The sequence below is a fragment of the Parafrankia soli genome, from assembly GCF_001854695.1.
GTDB classification, from domain to species: Bacteria; Actinomycetota; Actinomycetes; order Frankiales; family Frankiaceae; genus Parafrankia; species Parafrankia soli.
Map to the genome: position 1 here is coordinate 1 of NZ_MAXA01000268.1, position 16,861 is coordinate 16,861.

Genomic DNA, 16,861 nt, shown 5'->3' on the forward strand with positions numbered 1-16,861 from the left:
GGCGTCGCCTTCGACGAGCTCACCACGGACGATCTGGCGGCGGAGCTGGGCCGCGACGAGCTCGGCGGTCTTGGGCACGCGGACCTGCTGACCGACCTTGTTCTCGGGGAGCAGCGGGATCCGCGGTGGGCCGGCTGATCCGGCGCCGGATCCGCCGGACGCGGCCGTGGCGGCACCCTCGCCGCCGCGCCGTGGCACCCGCAGCGCGTGCCCGCTGCGGGACGTGCTCACATTTGCCGGATTCAGTAACGCCATGATGATGGTCCCCCAGTTCCTCAAGCTGCCGGTGCCCGCTCGTTGTCGCGGCCGGCGGCATCCGTGTTGCCCTTGTCCACGCTCGTCGTCGGCGGTCGGCTCCGCAGGGAGGACCCGTCGGTGCCCGCCGCTGCCCGTCGGTGAGGCGATCCCGGTTGACCTGGCACCGTTGCGACCTGCGACTGTTGCTCAACTCCGACTACAAGGCGTGCTTGCGAAGTTGCATTGTGGCATCAGATGGACTGCCTGGTTGGGCTGGGAGGAATCAGACCACGGTGTAAACCAAAGATGGCTTGGCTCAATGGGGCGTCATGGTTACTCAAAGTGCTGAAGTGAGGATGCTCAGACCTTGCCGCCGCCGCGCCGGTGGGAGTCCGGTCAGCGGCCGGATCTGCGTGTTCTCCGGCCGTGGCGGTGCGATCCGGTGCCGGGGCGGTGTCCCGCGGCCCGTGGGCGGGAGTCTCTCGCGATCACGCTCGGTCGCCGGTCGGCAACCAGGGAGACCACAGCGAGTCGCGGCCGTCGCCGGCCGCGGGTGGCCCCGGACATGAGGTTGGCCCGGTGCCGCGGTCGGGGGGACCGCGACACCGGGCCTCGGTGAATATCAGCTGGGGGATGGCGGGCAGGGCGGGCGGGCGTCCGCCCGGCCCGCTCGACGGGGCAGGGGGCTCAGGCGGTGGCCGGCACCTGCTCGTGGCTCTCGATCGTCACGGCCACCGCGTGCACGACCGAGGCGACCCGGATCGCGTCCTGGATGACCTCGCGCGACACCCCCCGCCCACGCAGCTCGTGCTCATGGGCGGTCAGGCACATGCCGCAGCCGTTCACCGCCGACGCGGCCAGCGACCAGAGCTCGAAGTCGACCTTGTCGACGCCGGGGTTGGCGATGGCGTTCATCCGCAGCCCGGCGCGCATCCTGGAGTACTCCTTGTCCTCCAGCAGGTGCAGCGTCCGGTAGTACACGTTGTTCATCGCCATCAGCGCGGCGGCCGTGCGAGCCGCCTTGGCGGCCTCGGGGCTGAGGTGCTCCAGCGCCTCGGCCTCGAGCTCGGTCAGGGTGGTCGCGCCGCGGCTGGCGATCGCCGACGTCAGAACGGTGCCCCACAGCTGCTGGTTGTTCAGCTGCGACTGGGAGGTCACCGAGCCGAGGTTGAGGCGCAGGTCCTTGGCGTAGTCGGGAAGCAGCTCCCGCAGTCGGGCGACTCCCATTACGCCGCGACCTCCGCCGGGGCCGGCGCCGCCGCACCCAGGGTGGCCTCTCCCTTCTGCCAGTTGCACGGGCACAGCTCGTCGGTCTGCAGCGCGTCGAGTACGCGCAGCACCTCGGCCGGGTTCCGGCCGACGCTGCCGGCGGTGACCATGACGAACTGGATGACGCCGTCCGGGTCGATGACGAAGGTCGCCCGCTGCGCGACACCGTCGTCGCCGAGCACCCCGCAGGCCACGGCGAGCTCGCGCTTGATGTCGGACAGCATCGGGAAGGGGAGCTCACGCAGGTCGGAGTGGTTCTGCCGCCATGCGAGGTGGACGTACTCGTTGTCCGTCGAGACGCCGAGGATCTGCGCGTCGCGGTCGGCGAACTCGGAGTTGAGCCGGCCGAAGGCGGCGATCTCGGTCGGACAGACGAAGGTGAAGTCCTTCGGCCAGAAGAACACGACCCGCCACTGACCGGTGCGGCTGGTGGAGGTCTCCTGGACGAACGCGGTGTCGGGGTCGCTCGACACGACGCCGGTCAGGTCATAGGCGGGGAACACGTCGCCGACGGTCAGCACCTGGATGATCTCCTTTCGGTGTGCCCCGGAGTGGGACACGGGCTCCACTCTCGCGATCGGGGACTCAGAAGAGAAATCGAAAGATTCGGCAAGTCTGATAGCTTCTCTCTATGACTCAACCTCAGCCCACGCTCGCTCAGCTACGAGCCCTCGTGGGTGTCGCGGATCACCGGCACTTCGGTCGGGCCGCGACCTCGCTGCACGTCAGCCAGCCGACGCTGTCGAGCGCCGTCGCCGCGCTGGAGCGCACCCTGGGCATCCAGCTCGTCGAGCGGACGACCCGCAGCGTGCTGCTGACGCCGGTGGGGGAGGAGATCGTCCAGCGGGCGCGCGGGGTGCTCGGGGCCGTCGACGACATCGCCCAGCTCGCGGTGCGCGCGCGGGCGCCGCTGTCGGGCGACATCCGGCTCGGCGTCATCCCCACGGTGGCGCCCTACCTGCTGCCCCAGCTGCTGCCGTCGCTGCGGGCCCGCCGGCCGGAGGCGCGGCTGCGGCTGCGCGAGGCGCAGACGTCCGCGCTGCTGGAGGAGCTGCGCGGCGGCTCGCTGGACCTGGCGCTGCTCGCCCTGCCGACGGACGAGCCCGGGGTGGCCGAGCTGCCGCTCTACGACGAGGACTTCGTGCTCGTGACGCCCGTCGACCACCCGATGGCCGGCAGCGCCGCGCTGCCGGTCTCCTCCCTGTGCGGCCGGGACCTGCTCCTCCTCGAGGACGGCCACTGCTTCCGGGCGCAGGCCCTGGACGTCTGCCGCGAGGCCGGGGCACGCGAGCGCAGCGCGCTGCGCGCGGCGAGCCTGTCCACGATCGTGCAGATGGTCGCCGGCGGCCTGGGGCTGACGCTGATCCCGGCGGCGGCGGTGGGCGTCGAGGTGGGGGAGGGGCGCGGCCTGGCAACGGCGACCTTCCGTGACCCGGCGCCGCGCCGGCGCATCGGCCTTGCCTACCGGACGACCTCGGCCCGGGTGGCGGACTGGACCCTGCTCGCGGCCGAGATCCGCGAGGCGCTGCCCGGCACGGGCCTGGAGGTCACGCCGGTGCCCGCACCCGAGCGGACACCGGCTCCCGTCGGCTGACCCGGCCCGCCCGGGTCGACCGCGGCTGCTCTCCGTGACGCCCGGCACGCGGCCGAGGCCCGCCCGCCGCCGCCCGCCCGGCCGCGCTCCGCCGGGCCTCCGCCCCGCCACGCCTCGCCCTCCGCGCGGTCCCAATCGGGATGGGAAACGTTGTGATCTCCGTGCCTGAATACCGTTTCCGTGGCCTGGAGCCGTTGCCGCGACGGTAAATCGGCCAGAGTTTGCGCGGGCGGTGGCTATTCGCCGGAATCGTCTCGCGTACCGCGCGTGGCCGGGTCAGCCGGTGCCCGCGCGGGCCGGATCGTCCGGTATCCGAAACCGGCCGGTGGCCCCGCGTCCGGGCGCCCTGGCGATCCGTGGCCGTCCGGTGGCCGATCCGTGGGCTGCTCCGTGGGCTGCTCCGTGGTTGATCCGTCGCGCCGCCCGTGGCGATGGAATGTGTGCCGCGGTGACCCCGGCGGAACCGTCGCGCGGGGTTCGGCCGGGTGCGTACCCGGCCGCCCGGAACATGCGCCGCGAGCAGGCAGGACGTGCTGCCCATGGGTGTTTCATCACGGTTTTAACAGGTTCCCTGTGGGTACCACAGCCGTGCCGGCCCAGGGGTGGACGCGTGCTCCGGCCGGCGCGCAGGGCGTTGCCCGCTCCCGGCCCCGGCCGCGTGAGCGGTGGCCGTCCGCGGATTCGGCCCGCATGGAACCGCCATGCGCGGCCGACCGCGCAGGATGAGGTACGGAGCCGACGTGAACATCGAGGACGGCGGCGCGGCCGCGGCGCGGGCGATTTCCGTGCCGGGCGCGGCACCATCGGAGACCGCTCCCGAAGAATTYCGATTCACGGCGACCTGTGACACACTCAGGACATATCGCCGTAACCCCTCGGGCCTAGTGTAGGTATTCATGAGCGACGCGCGGATCGCGGCCGTCGGTGTCGAAGAAGAATTCCACATTCTCGATCTCGCTACCAGACAGCTGGTACCCCGCGCGGAGGAGATTCTGCGCGGCCTCCCCGACGACCAGTTCTCCCCGGAGCTGCTGCGCTCCGTGGTCGAAACCAACAGCCGGCCCTGTACCGACCTTTCCGACCTCCGGGCGGACCTGCTCGACCTGCGCCGCCGCCTCGCCGCGGTCGCCGAGCCGCTGGGCCTCGGCCCCGCCGCGGCGGGAACGGTGCCGATCGTCGACATGTCCGTCCTCGACGTCTCGCGGGACGCGCGCTACATCCAGATGACCGAGGAGTACCAGCTCCTCGCACGCGAGCAGCTCATCTGCGGCGCCCAGGTCCACGTCGACGTCGCCGACCGCGACCTGGCGATGGCCGTCACCGCCTGGGTGGCCCCCTGGCTGCCGATGCTGCTGGCGCTGTCGGCGAGCTCGCCGTTCTGGCGCGGTGCCGACAGCGGCTACGCGAGCATGCGGACGATGGTCTGGCAGCGCTGGCCGACCGCTGGCGTGGCCGGGCCGTTCCGCACCGCCGCCGAGTACGACCAGCTCGTGGCGGACCTGGTGAAGTCCGGCGTCATCAGCGACCCGGGCATGGTCTACTTCGACGTCCGGCCGTCCGCGCACCTGCCCACCGTCGAGCTGCGGATCTGCGACGCCTGCCCGGACGTCGACAACGTCATCCTGATCGCCGGCCTGTTCCGGGCGCTGGTGTGCCGGGCGATCGAGGCGGTCGAGGCGGGCGCACCGGCTCCGCCGCCGCGCGCCGAGCTGCTGCGCGCGGCGACCTGGCGCGCGGCCCGCTCCGGCATCGAGGGCGACCTCGTGGACCTGTCGGGCACCGGCAGCATGCCGGCAGAGGAGCTGCTGCGCCGGCTGCTCACCGAGGTCCGTCCCGACCTGGAGAAGGTCGGGGACTGGGACCTGGTGCGTGACCTGGCCGAGGCGGCGGTGGGGCGGGGCAGCGCCGCGTCCCGCCAGCGCCGGGCTTTCGCCCGCCGCGGCCTGCTGACCGACGTCGCGGACCTCGTGCTGGCCGAGACGCGCGACTCGCCGGCGTCGGCGGTCCACCCGCCGGGCACCGTCCCGTCGGCGGGCGCGGGGGCAGCGCTGCCGCCGCTGCTGGACCGCTACCAGCCGTCCGGGTTCGACGAGGTCATCGCCGAGGGCGGTGGCGTCCGGCCGCACTACCGCGGTGTGGTGCGCACCCTGGACCGCCTCGGCCCGGCGGTGCTCGCCGAGCGCGGCGAGGCCATGCAGGCCGAGCAGATCGAACGTGGCGTGGTCTTCCGGGTGAACGGCGAGTCCGAGCGGCGCCCGTTCCCGTTCGACCTGGTTCCGCGGGTCGTCACCGCGGGCGACTGGGAACGCCTGCAGGCCGGGCTCACCCAGCGCGTGCGGGCACTGGAGGCGTTCCTGCGCGACACCTACTCCGAGCGCGCCGCGGTCGCCGACGGGGTGATCCCGGCCTGGCTGGTGAACGACTCGCCGGGGCTGCGCCACTCCGGTCGGGTCCTCTCCGGCGACGGGTCGCCGCGCTCCGGCGGCGTGCGGGTGACGGTGGCGGGCATCGACCTCGTCCGCGGCGCCGACGGCAAGTGGCTCGTGCTGGAGGACAACCTGCGGGTGCCGTCCGGGATCGCCTACGCGATCGAGGGCCGGCGGCTGACCCGGTCGGCGCTGCCCGAGCTCAACCCGCCCGGCGCCATCCTGGGGGTGGACGCGGTGCCGGCGCTGCTGCACGAGGCGCTGGTCGCGGCCGCCCCGCCGGCGGTGCGCGGCGAGCCCGCCGTCGCCGTCCTCACCGTCGGCGAGGAGGACTCCGCCTACTACGAGCACACCTTCCTCGCCGAGGAGATGGGGGTGCCGCTGCTGACCCCGGCCGACATCCTGGTCGACGACGACGTGCTCTACGCCGTCGACGGCGGGCGGCGGCGCCGGATCGACGTCCTCTACCGGCGGGTGGACGAGGACGAGCTGACGGGGCTGCCGGGCGCTGACGGGCTGCCACTGGGCCCCGGGCTGCTGCGCGCGGTGCGGGCCGGCACGCTCGCGCTGGCGAACGCGCTGGGCAACGGGGTCGCCGACGACAAGGTCGTCTACGCCTACGTCTCCCGGATGATCACCTACTACCTGGGTGAGCAGCCGCTGCTCGACGACGTCCCGACCTATGTGTGCGGTGACCAGGAGCAGTGCGCGCACGTCCTGGAGCACCTCGAACAGCTCGTCGTGAAGCCGGTGGACGGCTACGGGGGCTCCGGGGTGGTGATCGGCCCGCAGGCCGAGCCGTTCGAGCTGACCGAGGTCCGCGAGCGGATCCTGGCCGACCCGCGGGGCTGGATCGGCCAGGAGATGGTCGCCCTGTCGACCCATCCCACCTGGGTCGACGGTGAGCTCCAGCCGTGCGCGGTCGATCTGCGGGCCTTCGTCTACGCCGGCCGCGAGACGGCGGTGGTCGCACCGGCCGCCCTGAGCCGGGTCGCGCCGCCGGGCAGCCTGATCGTCAACTCGTCCCGGGGCGGCGGGTCGAAGGACACCTGGCTGCTGCGTCCCTGAGCGTGCCCGACGGCCGGCGGTCCCCTGGGCCGCCGGCTGTCGGCGTGCGCGTGAACGGTCGCACACCGCAACATCCTTGTCATTGTGGTGAAACCTTGGCCGTCGAATGTGGTCCTCGGCATGGCACCGCGCCACCCGTCGTCATCGCGGGGCATCCGCCCCGTCGGTCCCGGCGGGTCCCCGGAACCGGGTGGGCGGACGTCGTCGAGGAGGGGAAGAACGGCCGTCTGACCAACCGATCGACGGGAGCTGGACCATGTGCGGGCTGAGCGGGGAGCTGAGGTTCGACGGCCGTGAGGCGGACGTCGCCGCGGTGGGGCGGATGACCGCCGCGATGGAGGCGCGGGGCCCGGACGGGGTCGGGCTGTGGGCCACCGGCCCGGTGGCGTTCGGCCACCGTCGGCTGAAGATCATTGATCTGTCGGAGCGGGGCGCCCAGCCCATGGTCGACACCGCGCTCGGCCTCACCGCGGTGTTCAACGGTTGCATCTACAACTACCAGGAGCTGCGCGACCGGCTCGTCGACGCCGGCTACCGCTTCTTCTCCACCTCCGACACCGAGGTGATCCTCAAGGCGTACCACCACTGGGGCCCCCGGTGCGTCGACCACTTCGCCGGCATGTTCGCCTTCGCCGTGTACGAGCGCGACACCGGCCGGCTCGTCCTCGTCCGCGACCGGCTCGGGATCAAGCCGCTCTACGTGACGCGCGACCCGCACCGCCTGCGGTTCGCCTCGACCCTGCCGGCCCTGCTCGCCGGCGGCGGGGTGTCCTCCGACATCGACCTGGTCGCCTTCCACCACTATCTGTCGTTCCACTCGGTGGTCCCGCCGCCGCACACGATCCTGGCCGGCGTGCGCAAGCTGCCGCAGGCCACCATCCGGACCGTCGAGGCGGACGGCACGACCCGCGACGAGGTCTACTGGCGGCCCGACTCCACCCGTCAGGAGGAGCACGCCTCCTGGACGGCGGACGACTGGCGGGACGCGGTCGGCGAGCGGCTGCGCACCGCCGTGCGCCGGCGCATGGTCGCCGACGTCCCGGTCGGGGTGCTGCTCTCCGGCGGCCTGGACTCCAGCCTCATCGTCGCGCTGCTCGCCGAGGCCGGCCAGCGTGACCTCGCCACGTTCAGCGTCGGTTTCGAGGCCGCCGGCGGCGAGTCCGGCGACGAGTTCCACTACTCGGACATCATCGCCCGCCGCTTCGGCACCGACCACCACCAGATCCGCGTCCCCGGCGACCGGCTGCTGCCGGCGATCGACGCGGCCGTCGCCGCGATGAGCGAGCCGATGGTCAGCCACGACTGCGTCGCGTTCTACCTGCTCTCGCAGGAGGTGGCCCGGCACGTCAAGGTCGTGCAGTCCGGCCAGGGCGCGGACGAGGTCTTCGCCGGCTACTCCTGGTACCCGCCGCTGGCGACCGTCCCGCGCGGCGACGCCGTCGACGCCTACCTGCGGGTGTTCGCCGACCGGCCGCACGCCGAGCTGCCGGCGATGGTCGAGTCGCACCACCTCATCGAGGGTGACGCCAGTCGGCACTTCGTCGCCGAGCGGTTCGCCGAGCCCGGCGCCGAGACCTCGGTCGACGCCGCGCTGCGCATCGACTCCACGGTGATGCTGGTCGACGACCCGGTGAAGCGGGTCGACAACATGACGATGGCGGCCGGCCTGGAGGCCCGCACGCCCTTCCTCGACCACGAACTCGTCGAGCTCGCCGCCGCGTGCCCGCCCGAGCTGAAGCTCGCCTCCGGCGGCAAGGGCGTGCTCAAGGACCTCAGCCGGCCGCTGATGCCGGTGGACGTCATCGACCGGCCGAAGGGGTACTTCCCGGTGCCGGCGATCCGCCACCTCGACGGCCCGTTCCTCGCCCGGGTCGCCGACGCGCTGACCGACCCGGTCGCCCGGAGCCGCGGGCTGTTCCGCAAGGACTGGGTCGACGAGATGCTCGCCGACCCGAACTCGAACCGTACGACGCTCGGGGCGAACGCGCTCTGGCAGGCCGCCCTGCTCGAGATGTGGCTGCAGACACAGGGGGTGTGAATGATCCGTCCGGTCGAGTCGGCGCTCACCGGCATCCCGTCCCGGACCGCCGCGGCGCGGTCTGAGACCACCGCGGCACCGGCTGGCGCCCTGCCGGCCGGTGCCGTCCCGGTCCAACCGGTGGACTCGCCGGTCCTGGGAGCGGCCGAGCCGCCGCTCCCGGCACCGCGGGACCTGGTGGACGAGTGGGCCGCGCCGCCGAGCGTGCGCGGGCCCTCACCCGGCCCGGACGGCTCGATCGCCTTCGTCGGGGACGCCACCGGACGCCCGGCCCTGTGGGTCCGCGCGGCCGACGGGACGGAGCGGGTCCTCGACACCGGCCCGGCGCACGTCCGGTCGGCGCTGTGGTCCCCGGACGGCGCCTGGATCGCGATCACCGTGGCCCCGGGCGGCGGGGAGCACACCGAGGTCCACCTTGTTCGTCCGGACGGCACGGCCTGCCCGGACGGCACGGCGGCGCACCGGCTGGCCGGTGGCGTCCGGCCCGGCACGGCGGGAGCCGTGGAGGCGTGCGCGGCCACGGTCTCCCGGTGGGCGGCGGGCGGCCGGCTGCTCGTGGTCACCGAGTCGGCCCGCTCCGGGCTGACCCACGCGGTCGCCGTCGACCCGGCCGGCCACCGCCGCCACCTCGCGGTGGGGCTGGCCCTGCAGGTCTGCGCCGTCCACGAGACCGCCGACCGGTGGCTGCTGCTCCTGCGGGAGGGCCCGCGGGGCGCCCGGCGTGTGCTGGTGGCCCGGGTGGACGCGCCCGACCCGCTGGCACCGGCCGCCGCCCCGCTCGAGGCGTTCCCGCTCAACGACGAGATGGCCGGCGGAGCGGCCGGCAGCGGGGGGACCGCCGGAGGGATCGCGACCGAGGCGTTCGAGGTCGCGGGCGGCACCGCCACGGCCGTCTCAGGCACCTTCGCCGCGGACGCCTCGCGTGCCCTGCTCGCCTGCGACCTGGGCCGCGAGCGGCCGGGCCTGCTCGAGGTGCCCCTGGACCCGCACGGCCGGCCGGGGCCGACCCGACTGCTGGCCGGCCGGGACGACGCGGACCTGGAGCGCTTCCTCCTCCTCGCCCCGGCCACGGCCGTGCTCGGCTGGAACGTCGGCGGGCGCACCGAGCTCGCCGTCCACAGCCTGGACGACGGGACGTCGCAGGCCCTGCCGCCGCTGCCGCGCGAGGTGGTCACCGGCCTGCTCCCCGGGCCCGGCGGGGCGAGCCTGCTCCTGGCGCTGGACGGCTCCACCGCCCCCGGCGAGGTGTGGACCTGCGACCTGACCGGCACCGCGGCGGACATTCCGCCCGGCACCGCGTCGGACGCCCCGGACGGCACCTCGGCGGGCACCTCGGACAGCGGCGTGCCGGCCTACCGCTGCCTGGTCTCGCACACGCCGACGGCGTACCCCACCGTCGAGATCACGGCCGTGGCCGCGAGCGGGACGCACACTGCGGGCCCGGGCCCGGCGGGGGCGCCCGAGGTGCCCGGCGGGACGGAGGACGTGGGCTACCGGTTCGTCCGCCCGATCGCGCGCCGGTTCCTCGCGCACGACGGGCTGGAGCTCACCGGCTGGTGGTACCGCCCACGGGTGGCCCCGGGGCCGGTGCCCACCCTGCTCTACTTCCACGGCGGCCCGGAGGCGCAGGAGCGCCCCGTCCTCAACCCGCTCTTCCACGCGCTGCTCGCCCGCGGCATCGCCGTGTTCGCGCCGAACGTGCGCGGCTCCACCGGGTTCGGTCGCTCGTTCGAGGAGGCCGACCACCTGGCCGGCCGCTTCGCCGGCATCGCCGACGTCGCGAGTGCCGTGACGCACCTGGTCACCGAGGGTCTGGCCGCGCCGGGCCACATCGGCGTGGCCGGCCGGTCCTACGGCGGGTACCTGACGCTGGCCGCGCTGGTCTGCCACCCCGAGCTGTTCGCCGTCGGTGTCGACGTGTGTGGGATGGCCGATCTGGAGACCTTCTACCGGCACACCGAACCGTGGATCGCCGCGCCGGCGGTCACCAAGTACGGCGACCCGGCGACCGACCGTGACCTGCTACGGGCGCTGTCGCCGCTGCACCGGATGGATGCGCTCGCAGCCCCGCTGCTGGTCGTGCACGGGGCCAACGACACCAACGTCCCCGTGTGTGAGGCCGAGCAGACCGTCGCCGCGGCCCGGGCCCGCGGGATCCCGTGCGAGTACCTGCTCTTCGAGGGCGAGGGTCACGAGGTCGCCGAGCGCGCGAACCGGCTGGTGTTCGTCCGCGCCGTGGTGGAGTTCGTCGCGGCCCGCCTGACCGGCGCGCAGACGCCGGCGGACACCCTCGGCGAGGCCGTCCGACCGATCGAGGCCGTCTGACCGATCGCGCCCGTGGCGGTCGGCAGCGGTTGGCGCCGGTCAGCGGCGGACGGACGGGCCGGTGGGCTGGTCCGCTCGTGCGCGTTCCAGCAGGAGCAGCTCGCCGGCCTCCTCGTCGTGCGCCCGGCCGATCACCGACAGACCCAGCCGGCGCGCGACGCTGACCGACGCGTCGTGCGCCGGCGGGACGACGGCGAGCACCCGCCGGACCCGTGGGTCCTCGAACGCCCAGTCGAGCAGCAGCCGCCCGCCCTCGACCGCGTACCCGCGCCCGGCGAACTCGGGGTAGGTGGCGTAGCCGAGCTCTACGGTGCCGTCCGCGTCGGGCGGGCCGGACAGCGCCGGCGACCCGACCGCGGCCCCGGTGGCACGGTCGACGGCGAGCCAGGCCCACCAGCCCAGCTCGGCCGGGCTGGCCGCCAGGCGGTCGCGCGTCCGGGTGAGTGCGCCCTCCTCCAGCGGGGGAGCCGCCAGCGGGTCGGGGAAGACCGCCCCGGTGGCCCGCTGCGCGCCCGCGCGGTCGCCGCCGAGCAGCGCTCCCAGCGCCTCGACGGTCAGCGGCCGCAGGCACAGCCGCGGCCCGTTCAGCACCGGGCCGCCCCCGCCGACCGGCGCCGGGCCGCCTGCGCCGGGACGGGGTGAGTCGGGACAGTGTGGGTCGGCCGTCGACAACGCTGCTCCTGAAGGCATCCTGGGGTCTCTCTGTGTACGCCCGTCCGGTGTGGGCGGGCCCGCGTGACCGGCGCCGATCTCCCGGTCGCGCTGGGGACCCTAGCCGGGGGGTCCGACAGTTCGCGAGGCGTTTTCGGCCCGGGCGGCGTGTCCGAGCCACCGGACGGGTGCCGCGTCTCGGGCGCCGCACCCGGCGGGATGTACGCCGTCCACACAGCACCGTCCACACATCACGCCATCGAGCTGTAACAATGCGTAATGTGAAGATAGAGGAGCTGGAGGCCGAACGCACCTGGCTGGCTTTCGATCCCATGCGGCAGCTGCGTCCTCATCTGACCTCGACCGGGTTCGTCAAGCTGGTGAACGAGGTGCAGCGTCCGCAGGGGTACCGCCTGGTGGGGTCGTGGGACGGCGAGACCGGGAGGGTCGTGGCGGCCGTCGGCTTCCGGGAGAGCAGCTCGCTCGCCTACGGCCGGCACCTGCTGGTGGACGACCTGACGACGATGCCCGGCATGCGCGGGCGCGGGCACGCCACCCGGCTGCTCGCCTGGGTCGAACGGGAGGCGAAGCGCCTGGGCTGCGCCCAGATCCACCTGGACGCCGGTACGCACCGCCACGAGGCCCACCGCCTCTATCTGCGCAACGGCTACATCATCCCGTCGTTCCACTTCGCCCGCCGCCTCTGAATCCTCCCCGCCGGCTCTGAGCTTCTCCGTCGGCTCCGGCCCCTCCGCCGTCATGTGTCGCCGTCCTGTCCCGGTGCCCCGCCGTCCTCTCCCGCCATGGAACATGATCATCGCGACCGGGGGGTGAAACCTGCTGTTAGCTGCACAAGCTCACCACCCGGCTCACGAGAACCACGACGTGCGAGAGGCGAGGCGGCATGACCAGGCGCTACCAGGCGCTACCAGGCGCTCACATGCAACGGTGCGGTTAGCCCCCGGACGAACTGACGGGCCAGCTCCGTCGCCGGGGCCGGCACCGGCGATCTACCGTCGGCACAGACGGTCCTGACCCGCCCGTCGGGCCCGGGCCCGACGGGCGGACGCGGCAGCGGACGGAGCAAAGGTGAGCGAGGTGCAGGTCGGCGCGTCGGCGGCACCAACGCCGGATGGGCCGGCGGGACGGTCGGACCAACCGGCCGCCTCGCCGCCCGTGGCGATGGTGCCCGGAACAGCGGCGCCCGGAACGACGGCGCCCGGAACAGTGGCGCGTGGGGTGCGTCGGGCGCTCGTGGACGCCGCGCGGGCGACCTACGGGCCGGCCGGCTGGACCGCCACCATCTTCGTGGCCCAGTCGGCGGTGGTCGCCACCGTGGCCTTCGTCGTGGTCCTCGTCGCGATCGCCGCCGGCATCCCGATGATGTTCGTGGCGCTTCTCGGCCTCCCGCTGGTGTGGTTCGCCCTGTTCAGCGCGCGGATGGCGGCGGTCGTGGACGCCTGGCGGTTCCGGGTGGTGCTCCGCCAGCGGCTGTGGCTTCGTCCCCCGCCGGGCTCGGTGCCCCCCGGGACGCCCCCCGCCGACACCCCGAGCTGGTTCCGCCGCGGCTGGCTCCGGCTGCGCGGCCCGGGGAACTGGCTGGAGGTCCTCTACGCCCTGGTCATCCTGCCGCTGTTCGGCTGGCTGGGCGCCTGGGTGGTCTTCTGCGCGTGGGGCGGCGGGCTGTCGTTCCTGATGTTCCCGCTGTACGGGCACGCGCTCGCCGACGGCGGCCGGGTCTTCGGGATGAACCTGGGCTACGGCGGCTCGCTGGCGTTCCACGTGGGCGTCGGGCTGGTCGTCCTGCTCGCCGCGCCGTGGATCGCCCGCGGGGTGGTCGCCGCGCACCTCGCGCTGGCGCGGCTGGTGCTCTCCCCACCGGGCGATCCCGAGCTGCTGGCCCGGGTGGACGACCTGGAGTCCAGCCGGGCCGGGATGGTCGCCGCGGCCGCCGCCGAGCGGCGCCGCATCGAGCGGGACCTGCACGACGGCGCCCAGCAGCGCCTCGTCGCCGTCGCGATGACCCTGGGCCGCGCCCAGGCGCGCTTCGCCGACGACCCGGACGGCGCCCACGGGCTCATCGCCGAAGCCCACGCGGAGACCAAGCGGGCGCTGGTCGAGCTGCGGGACCTGGCCCGCGGGATCCATCCGTCCGTGCTCACGGACCGCGGGCTGGACGCCGCGCTGTCGGGCCTCGCCGCCCGCTCCCCGGTACCCGTCACCCTCGACATAGAGGCCACACCGCGGCCGGACATCTCGACCGAGTCGGTGGCCTACTTCTTCGTCGCGGAGGCGCTGACCAACATCGCCCGCCACGCGCAGGCCCGGCACGTCCGCATCGCCGTGCGCCGGGCCGGGGACCGGCTGACGGTCGAGGTGTCCGACGACGGGCGGGGCGGGGCCAGGGAGGGCGCCGGCTCCGGGATCGCCGGCCTGCGTGACCGCGCCCGCGCCGTCGACGGCGCGTTCGAACTCGTCAGCCCGCCCGGTGGCGGGACGACCCTGCGGATGGAGCTGCCATGCGGGGACGCGACATGACCGGGGCCGGCCGGCCCGGGGCGGTGACCCGGTGAACATCATGATCGCGGAGGACTCCGTGCTGCTGCGGGAGGGGCTGACCAGGCTCCTCGAGGAGGACGGCTGCACCGTCACCGCCGCGGTCGGGGACGGCGAGAGCCTGCTGCGGGCGGTCGCCCGGATCCAGCCGCAGGTGTGCGTCGTCGACGTCCGCCTGCCGCCGACCTTCACCGACGAGGGCATCCGCGCCGCGCTCGTCCTGCGCCGGCAGTGGCCGGACATCGCGGTGCTCGTGCTGTCCCAGTACGTCGAGGAGCGCTACGCCGTCGACCTGATCGCCGGGCAGGCACGGGGAGTCGGCTACCTGCTCAAGGACCGGGTCTCCGACGTCGCCGACTTCCGCGAGGCGCTGCACCGGATCGCCGCCGGCGGCACCGTGCTCGACCCGGAGGTCGTCACCCAGCTGTTGCTCCGCTCGCGCCGGCGGGACCCGCTCGCCAGCCTGACCAGACGGGAGTCCGAGGTGCTGGCGCTTATGGCGCAGGGCCGGTCGAACACCGCGATCGCGGCCGCGCTCATGGTCACCGAACGGGCGGTCGAGAAGCACGTGACCGGCATCTTCACCAAGTTCGATCTGGCCCCGGCCGAGGACGACCACCGTCGCGTGCTCGCCGTCCTGCGCTTCCTGGACTCCGCCGCCGGCGGAGTCGGCGGCGCCGGCGCCCGCGGCGAGCGGCCGGCCCGTCCGGCGGGCGCGCGGGCGAGCGCGGGGCGCGGCGATGTCTGAGCCGGGCCGGCGGGCCGCGCTCGCCGTCGGCGCGCTGCTCGCCGTCGTGGGCACCGCGGTCTGCGGCGTGCAGACCGTCGACGAGACGTCCGGCGAGGTGCGGCGGGTGGAGCACCGGGTGTTCTCCGGTGACGTCCAGATGGTCCGGGTCCACACCAACTCCGGCCGCATCCAGATCGCGGGCGCTGCCGGGCGCGTCGTCGACGTCGAGGGCAGTCTCGCCGGGACGGTCTCCGTCCCGGCGATGTCGGCCGAGGTCCGTGACGGCGTCCTCACCCTCGACGCCGACTGCGGCGGGGGGTTCTGGGACTGCGAGGCGTCGTTCGCGGTCCGCGTGCCGGCGGGCATCCGGGTGGTCGCCGAAACGGGCTCCGGCGAGGTCGAGGCGACCAACCTGCTCTCCGCGGCGACACTGCGCAGCGGATCCGGGACTGTCCGGGTGGACGGTGCCCGTGCCCAGCTGACGATGTCGACGGCCTCGGGGAACCTGCGCGCGGTCGGCGTCACCGCCACCGAGGTCGACGCGTCCACGGCGTCGGGGAACGTGCGCATCGAGCTGGCCACCGCCCCCGAGGACGTCTCCGCGCACTCGGCGTCGGGCAACGTGCGGATCACCGTGCCGGACGACGGTGAGGTGTACGCGACCGAGGTCCACACCGGGTCGGGTAACACCCTGGTCGGTGTGCGAACGGACCCGCTGGCGACGCGCCGCCTGCGCGTGTCCACCAGCTCGGGGAACGCGGAGATCGACTACGCCGACCCGACCTGACCGGCCGGATCGGCGTAGCGGCCGGCCCGCCTACCGGTAGTCCTACTGGTAGGACTACCGGTAGGCGATGTCGGACGGCGTGTAGCGGCAGTACGTCCCGTCCGCCCCGCTGCCCGTCTTCGTCGGCTCGGAGCCGCTGCTGTTGCCGGTGTAGCGGTCGCAGATACTGATCTTCCGGCTGCTGTCGCCGACGATGGTGACGCCGGACAGCTGGGCGGAGTCCCCGTAGTTCGTGTTGACGCCGACCAGCGTCTTGCCCGGCGCCGTCACGGTGACGTTGCGGACGACGACGTGCCGGGCGTACTGCTTCGAGCAGTTCCCGCACGACCGGTACAGCTTGCCGAAGTCCTGCACCTGGAAGTTCTGGATGACCATCGTGCCGGGCCCGTTGTGCTGGAACACCTTGTCCGAGGCGCCGCGGGCCCCGCCGCCGTCGATGGTCATGGTCTGTGCCGCGGACGTGCCCTTGAACGTCGCCGCGTCCTCGCCGACGTCCTCCCACCACACGTTGCGCAGGGTGCAGGTGCCCTTGCAGTGGATGCCGTCCGCGGCCGGCGACCCGATGATCACGTTCTGGACCGTTCCGCCGTCGGCCACCTCGAAGATCGGGTCCTGGCCCTCCTCCTGGCCGCCGTCGCTGACGCCGGAGTAACGCTTGAGGCCGCCGTCGAACGTGCCCGTCACCGAGATGGTGCTGCTGACGTCCACGTCCGCGGTGGCGCGCGGCCAGCTCGGCAGCGGCCCCTGCGACGCGGGCGCGCCCGGGCTCGCGGAGGTCGTCGGCCCTGCGGTCGGTGCGGTGGTCGGGCTCGCGGGGGCCGACGGTCCGGCGCTCGGTGTCGCGGTGACCGGCGGCGCCGGCGGCGCCGACGGCGACGGGCTACCCGGCCCGGCTGTCGGTGTCTGCGTGACCGGAGCGGTCGGGCCCGCGGTCGGCGAGGACGTCGGTGCCGGAGCGCCCCCGCCACCCACCGGGGTGCCGTCGAACGGCTGACACCCGGCGAACAGCGTGCCGGCCCCGAGGGCCAGCGTCGCCATCAGGACGGGGACGCCCCACCCGGCCCGCGGACGTGCTCTGCGTGCCGGGCCGGCCGGTGCCGCCTCCCCGCTCGAGGTCGATTCCCCCCGGTACGTGTGTCTGGTGCTTGTTCGGCGTGCCACCAATGTCGTCCTTTCAGCG

Annotated in this window: 13 protein-coding genes and 1 pseudogene; 9 read left to right on the forward strand and 5 right to left on the reverse strand. The window is 74.1% G+C overall.

Going from position 1 to position 16,861, the window contains the following annotated elements:
* From BBK14_RS41010 to BBK14_RS31530, 3 genes and pseudogenes are all read right to left on the reverse strand, one after another.
* Positions 1-255, reverse strand: a pseudogene (locus tag BBK14_RS41010) (FadR/GntR family transcriptional regulator); the annotation flags it as partial.
* A 669-nt stretch (positions 256-924) separates the two neighbouring features.
* Positions 925-1,464 carry an alkylhydroperoxidase, AhpD family gene (gene ahpD / locus BBK14_RS31525; RefSeq protein WP_020459890.1) on the reverse strand — a complete coding sequence of 180 codons (540 nt, stop codon included), beginning with the start codon at positions 1,462-1,464 and terminating at the stop codon, positions 925-927.
* Entirely contained in the window at positions 1,464-2,027 is a 564-nt protein-coding gene (locus BBK14_RS31530) for a peroxiredoxin (RefSeq protein ID WP_071066906.1), read from the reverse strand. Before BBK14_RS31530 ends, ahpD begins: the two co-directional genes overlap by 1 nt.
* 110 nt (positions 2,028-2,137) lie before the next feature.
* Between BBK14_RS31530 and BBK14_RS31535 the strand changes: the two genes are divergently transcribed.
* From BBK14_RS31535 to BBK14_RS31550, 4 genes are all read left to right on the forward strand, one after another.
* Positions 2,138-3,100 carry a LysR substrate-binding domain-containing protein gene (locus tag BBK14_RS31535; protein ID WP_071066807.1) on the forward strand — a complete coding sequence of 321 codons (963 nt, stop codon included), beginning with the start codon at positions 2,138-2,140 and terminating at the stop codon, positions 3,098-3,100.
* Positions 3,101-3,996: 896 nt separating this feature from the next.
* Positions 3,997-6,594 carry a carboxylate--amine ligase/circularly permuted type 2 ATP-grasp protein gene (locus BBK14_RS31540; RefSeq protein WP_071066808.1) on the forward strand — a complete coding sequence of 866 codons (2,598 nt, stop codon included), beginning with the start codon at positions 3,997-3,999 and terminating at the stop codon, positions 6,592-6,594.
* Between the two features lie 256 nt (positions 6,595-6,850).
* Complete coding sequence (locus BBK14_RS31545) at positions 6,851-8,632, forward strand: N-acetylglutaminylglutamine amidotransferase (protein ID WP_071066809.1); 1,782 nt, start codon at positions 6,851-6,853, stop codon at positions 8,630-8,632.
* Positions 8,633-10,957: a S9 family peptidase gene (locus BBK14_RS31550; protein WP_071066810.1), complete on the forward strand. Its 2,325-nt coding sequence runs from the start codon at positions 8,633-8,635 to the stop codon at positions 10,955-10,957. It begins immediately after the preceding gene.
* Positions 10,958-10,996: 39 nt separating this feature from the next.
* Here BBK14_RS31550 and BBK14_RS31555 read toward each other — a convergent pair whose 3' ends face one another.
* Positions 10,997-11,629: a GNAT family N-acetyltransferase gene (locus tag BBK14_RS31555; RefSeq protein WP_241832008.1), complete on the reverse strand. Its 633-nt coding sequence runs from the start codon at positions 11,627-11,629 to the stop codon at positions 10,997-10,999.
* A 260-nt stretch (positions 11,630-11,889) separates the two neighbouring features.
* On the opposite strand from BBK14_RS31555, the gene BBK14_RS31560 reads away from it, so the two are divergent.
* The 4 genes from BBK14_RS31560 to BBK14_RS31575 all read left to right on the forward strand — a co-directional run bounded on the left by BBK14_RS31560 (position 11,890) and on the right by BBK14_RS31575 (position 15,681).
* Positions 11,890-12,315: a GNAT family N-acetyltransferase gene (locus BBK14_RS31560; protein WP_041255763.1), complete on the forward strand. Its 426-nt coding sequence runs from the start codon at positions 11,890-11,892 to the stop codon at positions 12,313-12,315.
* 532 nt (positions 12,316-12,847) lie between these two features.
* A complete protein-coding gene (locus tag BBK14_RS31565; RefSeq protein WP_071066811.1) occupies positions 12,848-14,146 on the forward strand; it encodes a sensor histidine kinase in 1,299 nt (432 codons plus the stop codon).
* Between the two features lie 31 nt (positions 14,147-14,177).
* Entirely contained in the window at positions 14,178-14,912 is a 735-nt protein-coding gene (locus tag BBK14_RS31570; protein ID WP_198541489.1) for a response regulator transcription factor, read from the forward strand.
* Positions 14,905-15,681, forward strand: a complete 777-nt coding sequence (locus BBK14_RS31575; protein ID WP_071066812.1) for a DUF4097 family beta strand repeat-containing protein — start codon at positions 14,905-14,907, stop codon at positions 15,679-15,681. The genes BBK14_RS31570 and BBK14_RS31575 overlap by 8 nt, the downstream gene beginning before the upstream one ends.
* A gap of 54 nt (positions 15,682-15,735) precedes the next feature.
* Here BBK14_RS31575 and BBK14_RS43085 read toward each other — a convergent pair whose 3' ends face one another.
* Entirely contained in the window at positions 15,736-16,365 is a 630-nt protein-coding gene (locus BBK14_RS43085) for a pectate lyase (protein WP_241832009.1), read from the reverse strand.
* On the opposite strand from BBK14_RS43085, the gene BBK14_RS43090 reads away from it, so the two are divergent.
* Positions 16,355-16,675 carry a hypothetical protein gene (locus tag BBK14_RS43090; protein WP_241832010.1) on the forward strand — a complete coding sequence of 107 codons (321 nt, stop codon included), beginning with the start codon at positions 16,355-16,357 and terminating at the stop codon, positions 16,673-16,675. The genes BBK14_RS43085 and BBK14_RS43090 overlap by 11 nt on opposite strands.
* Positions 16,676-16,861: the final 186 nt, after the last annotated feature.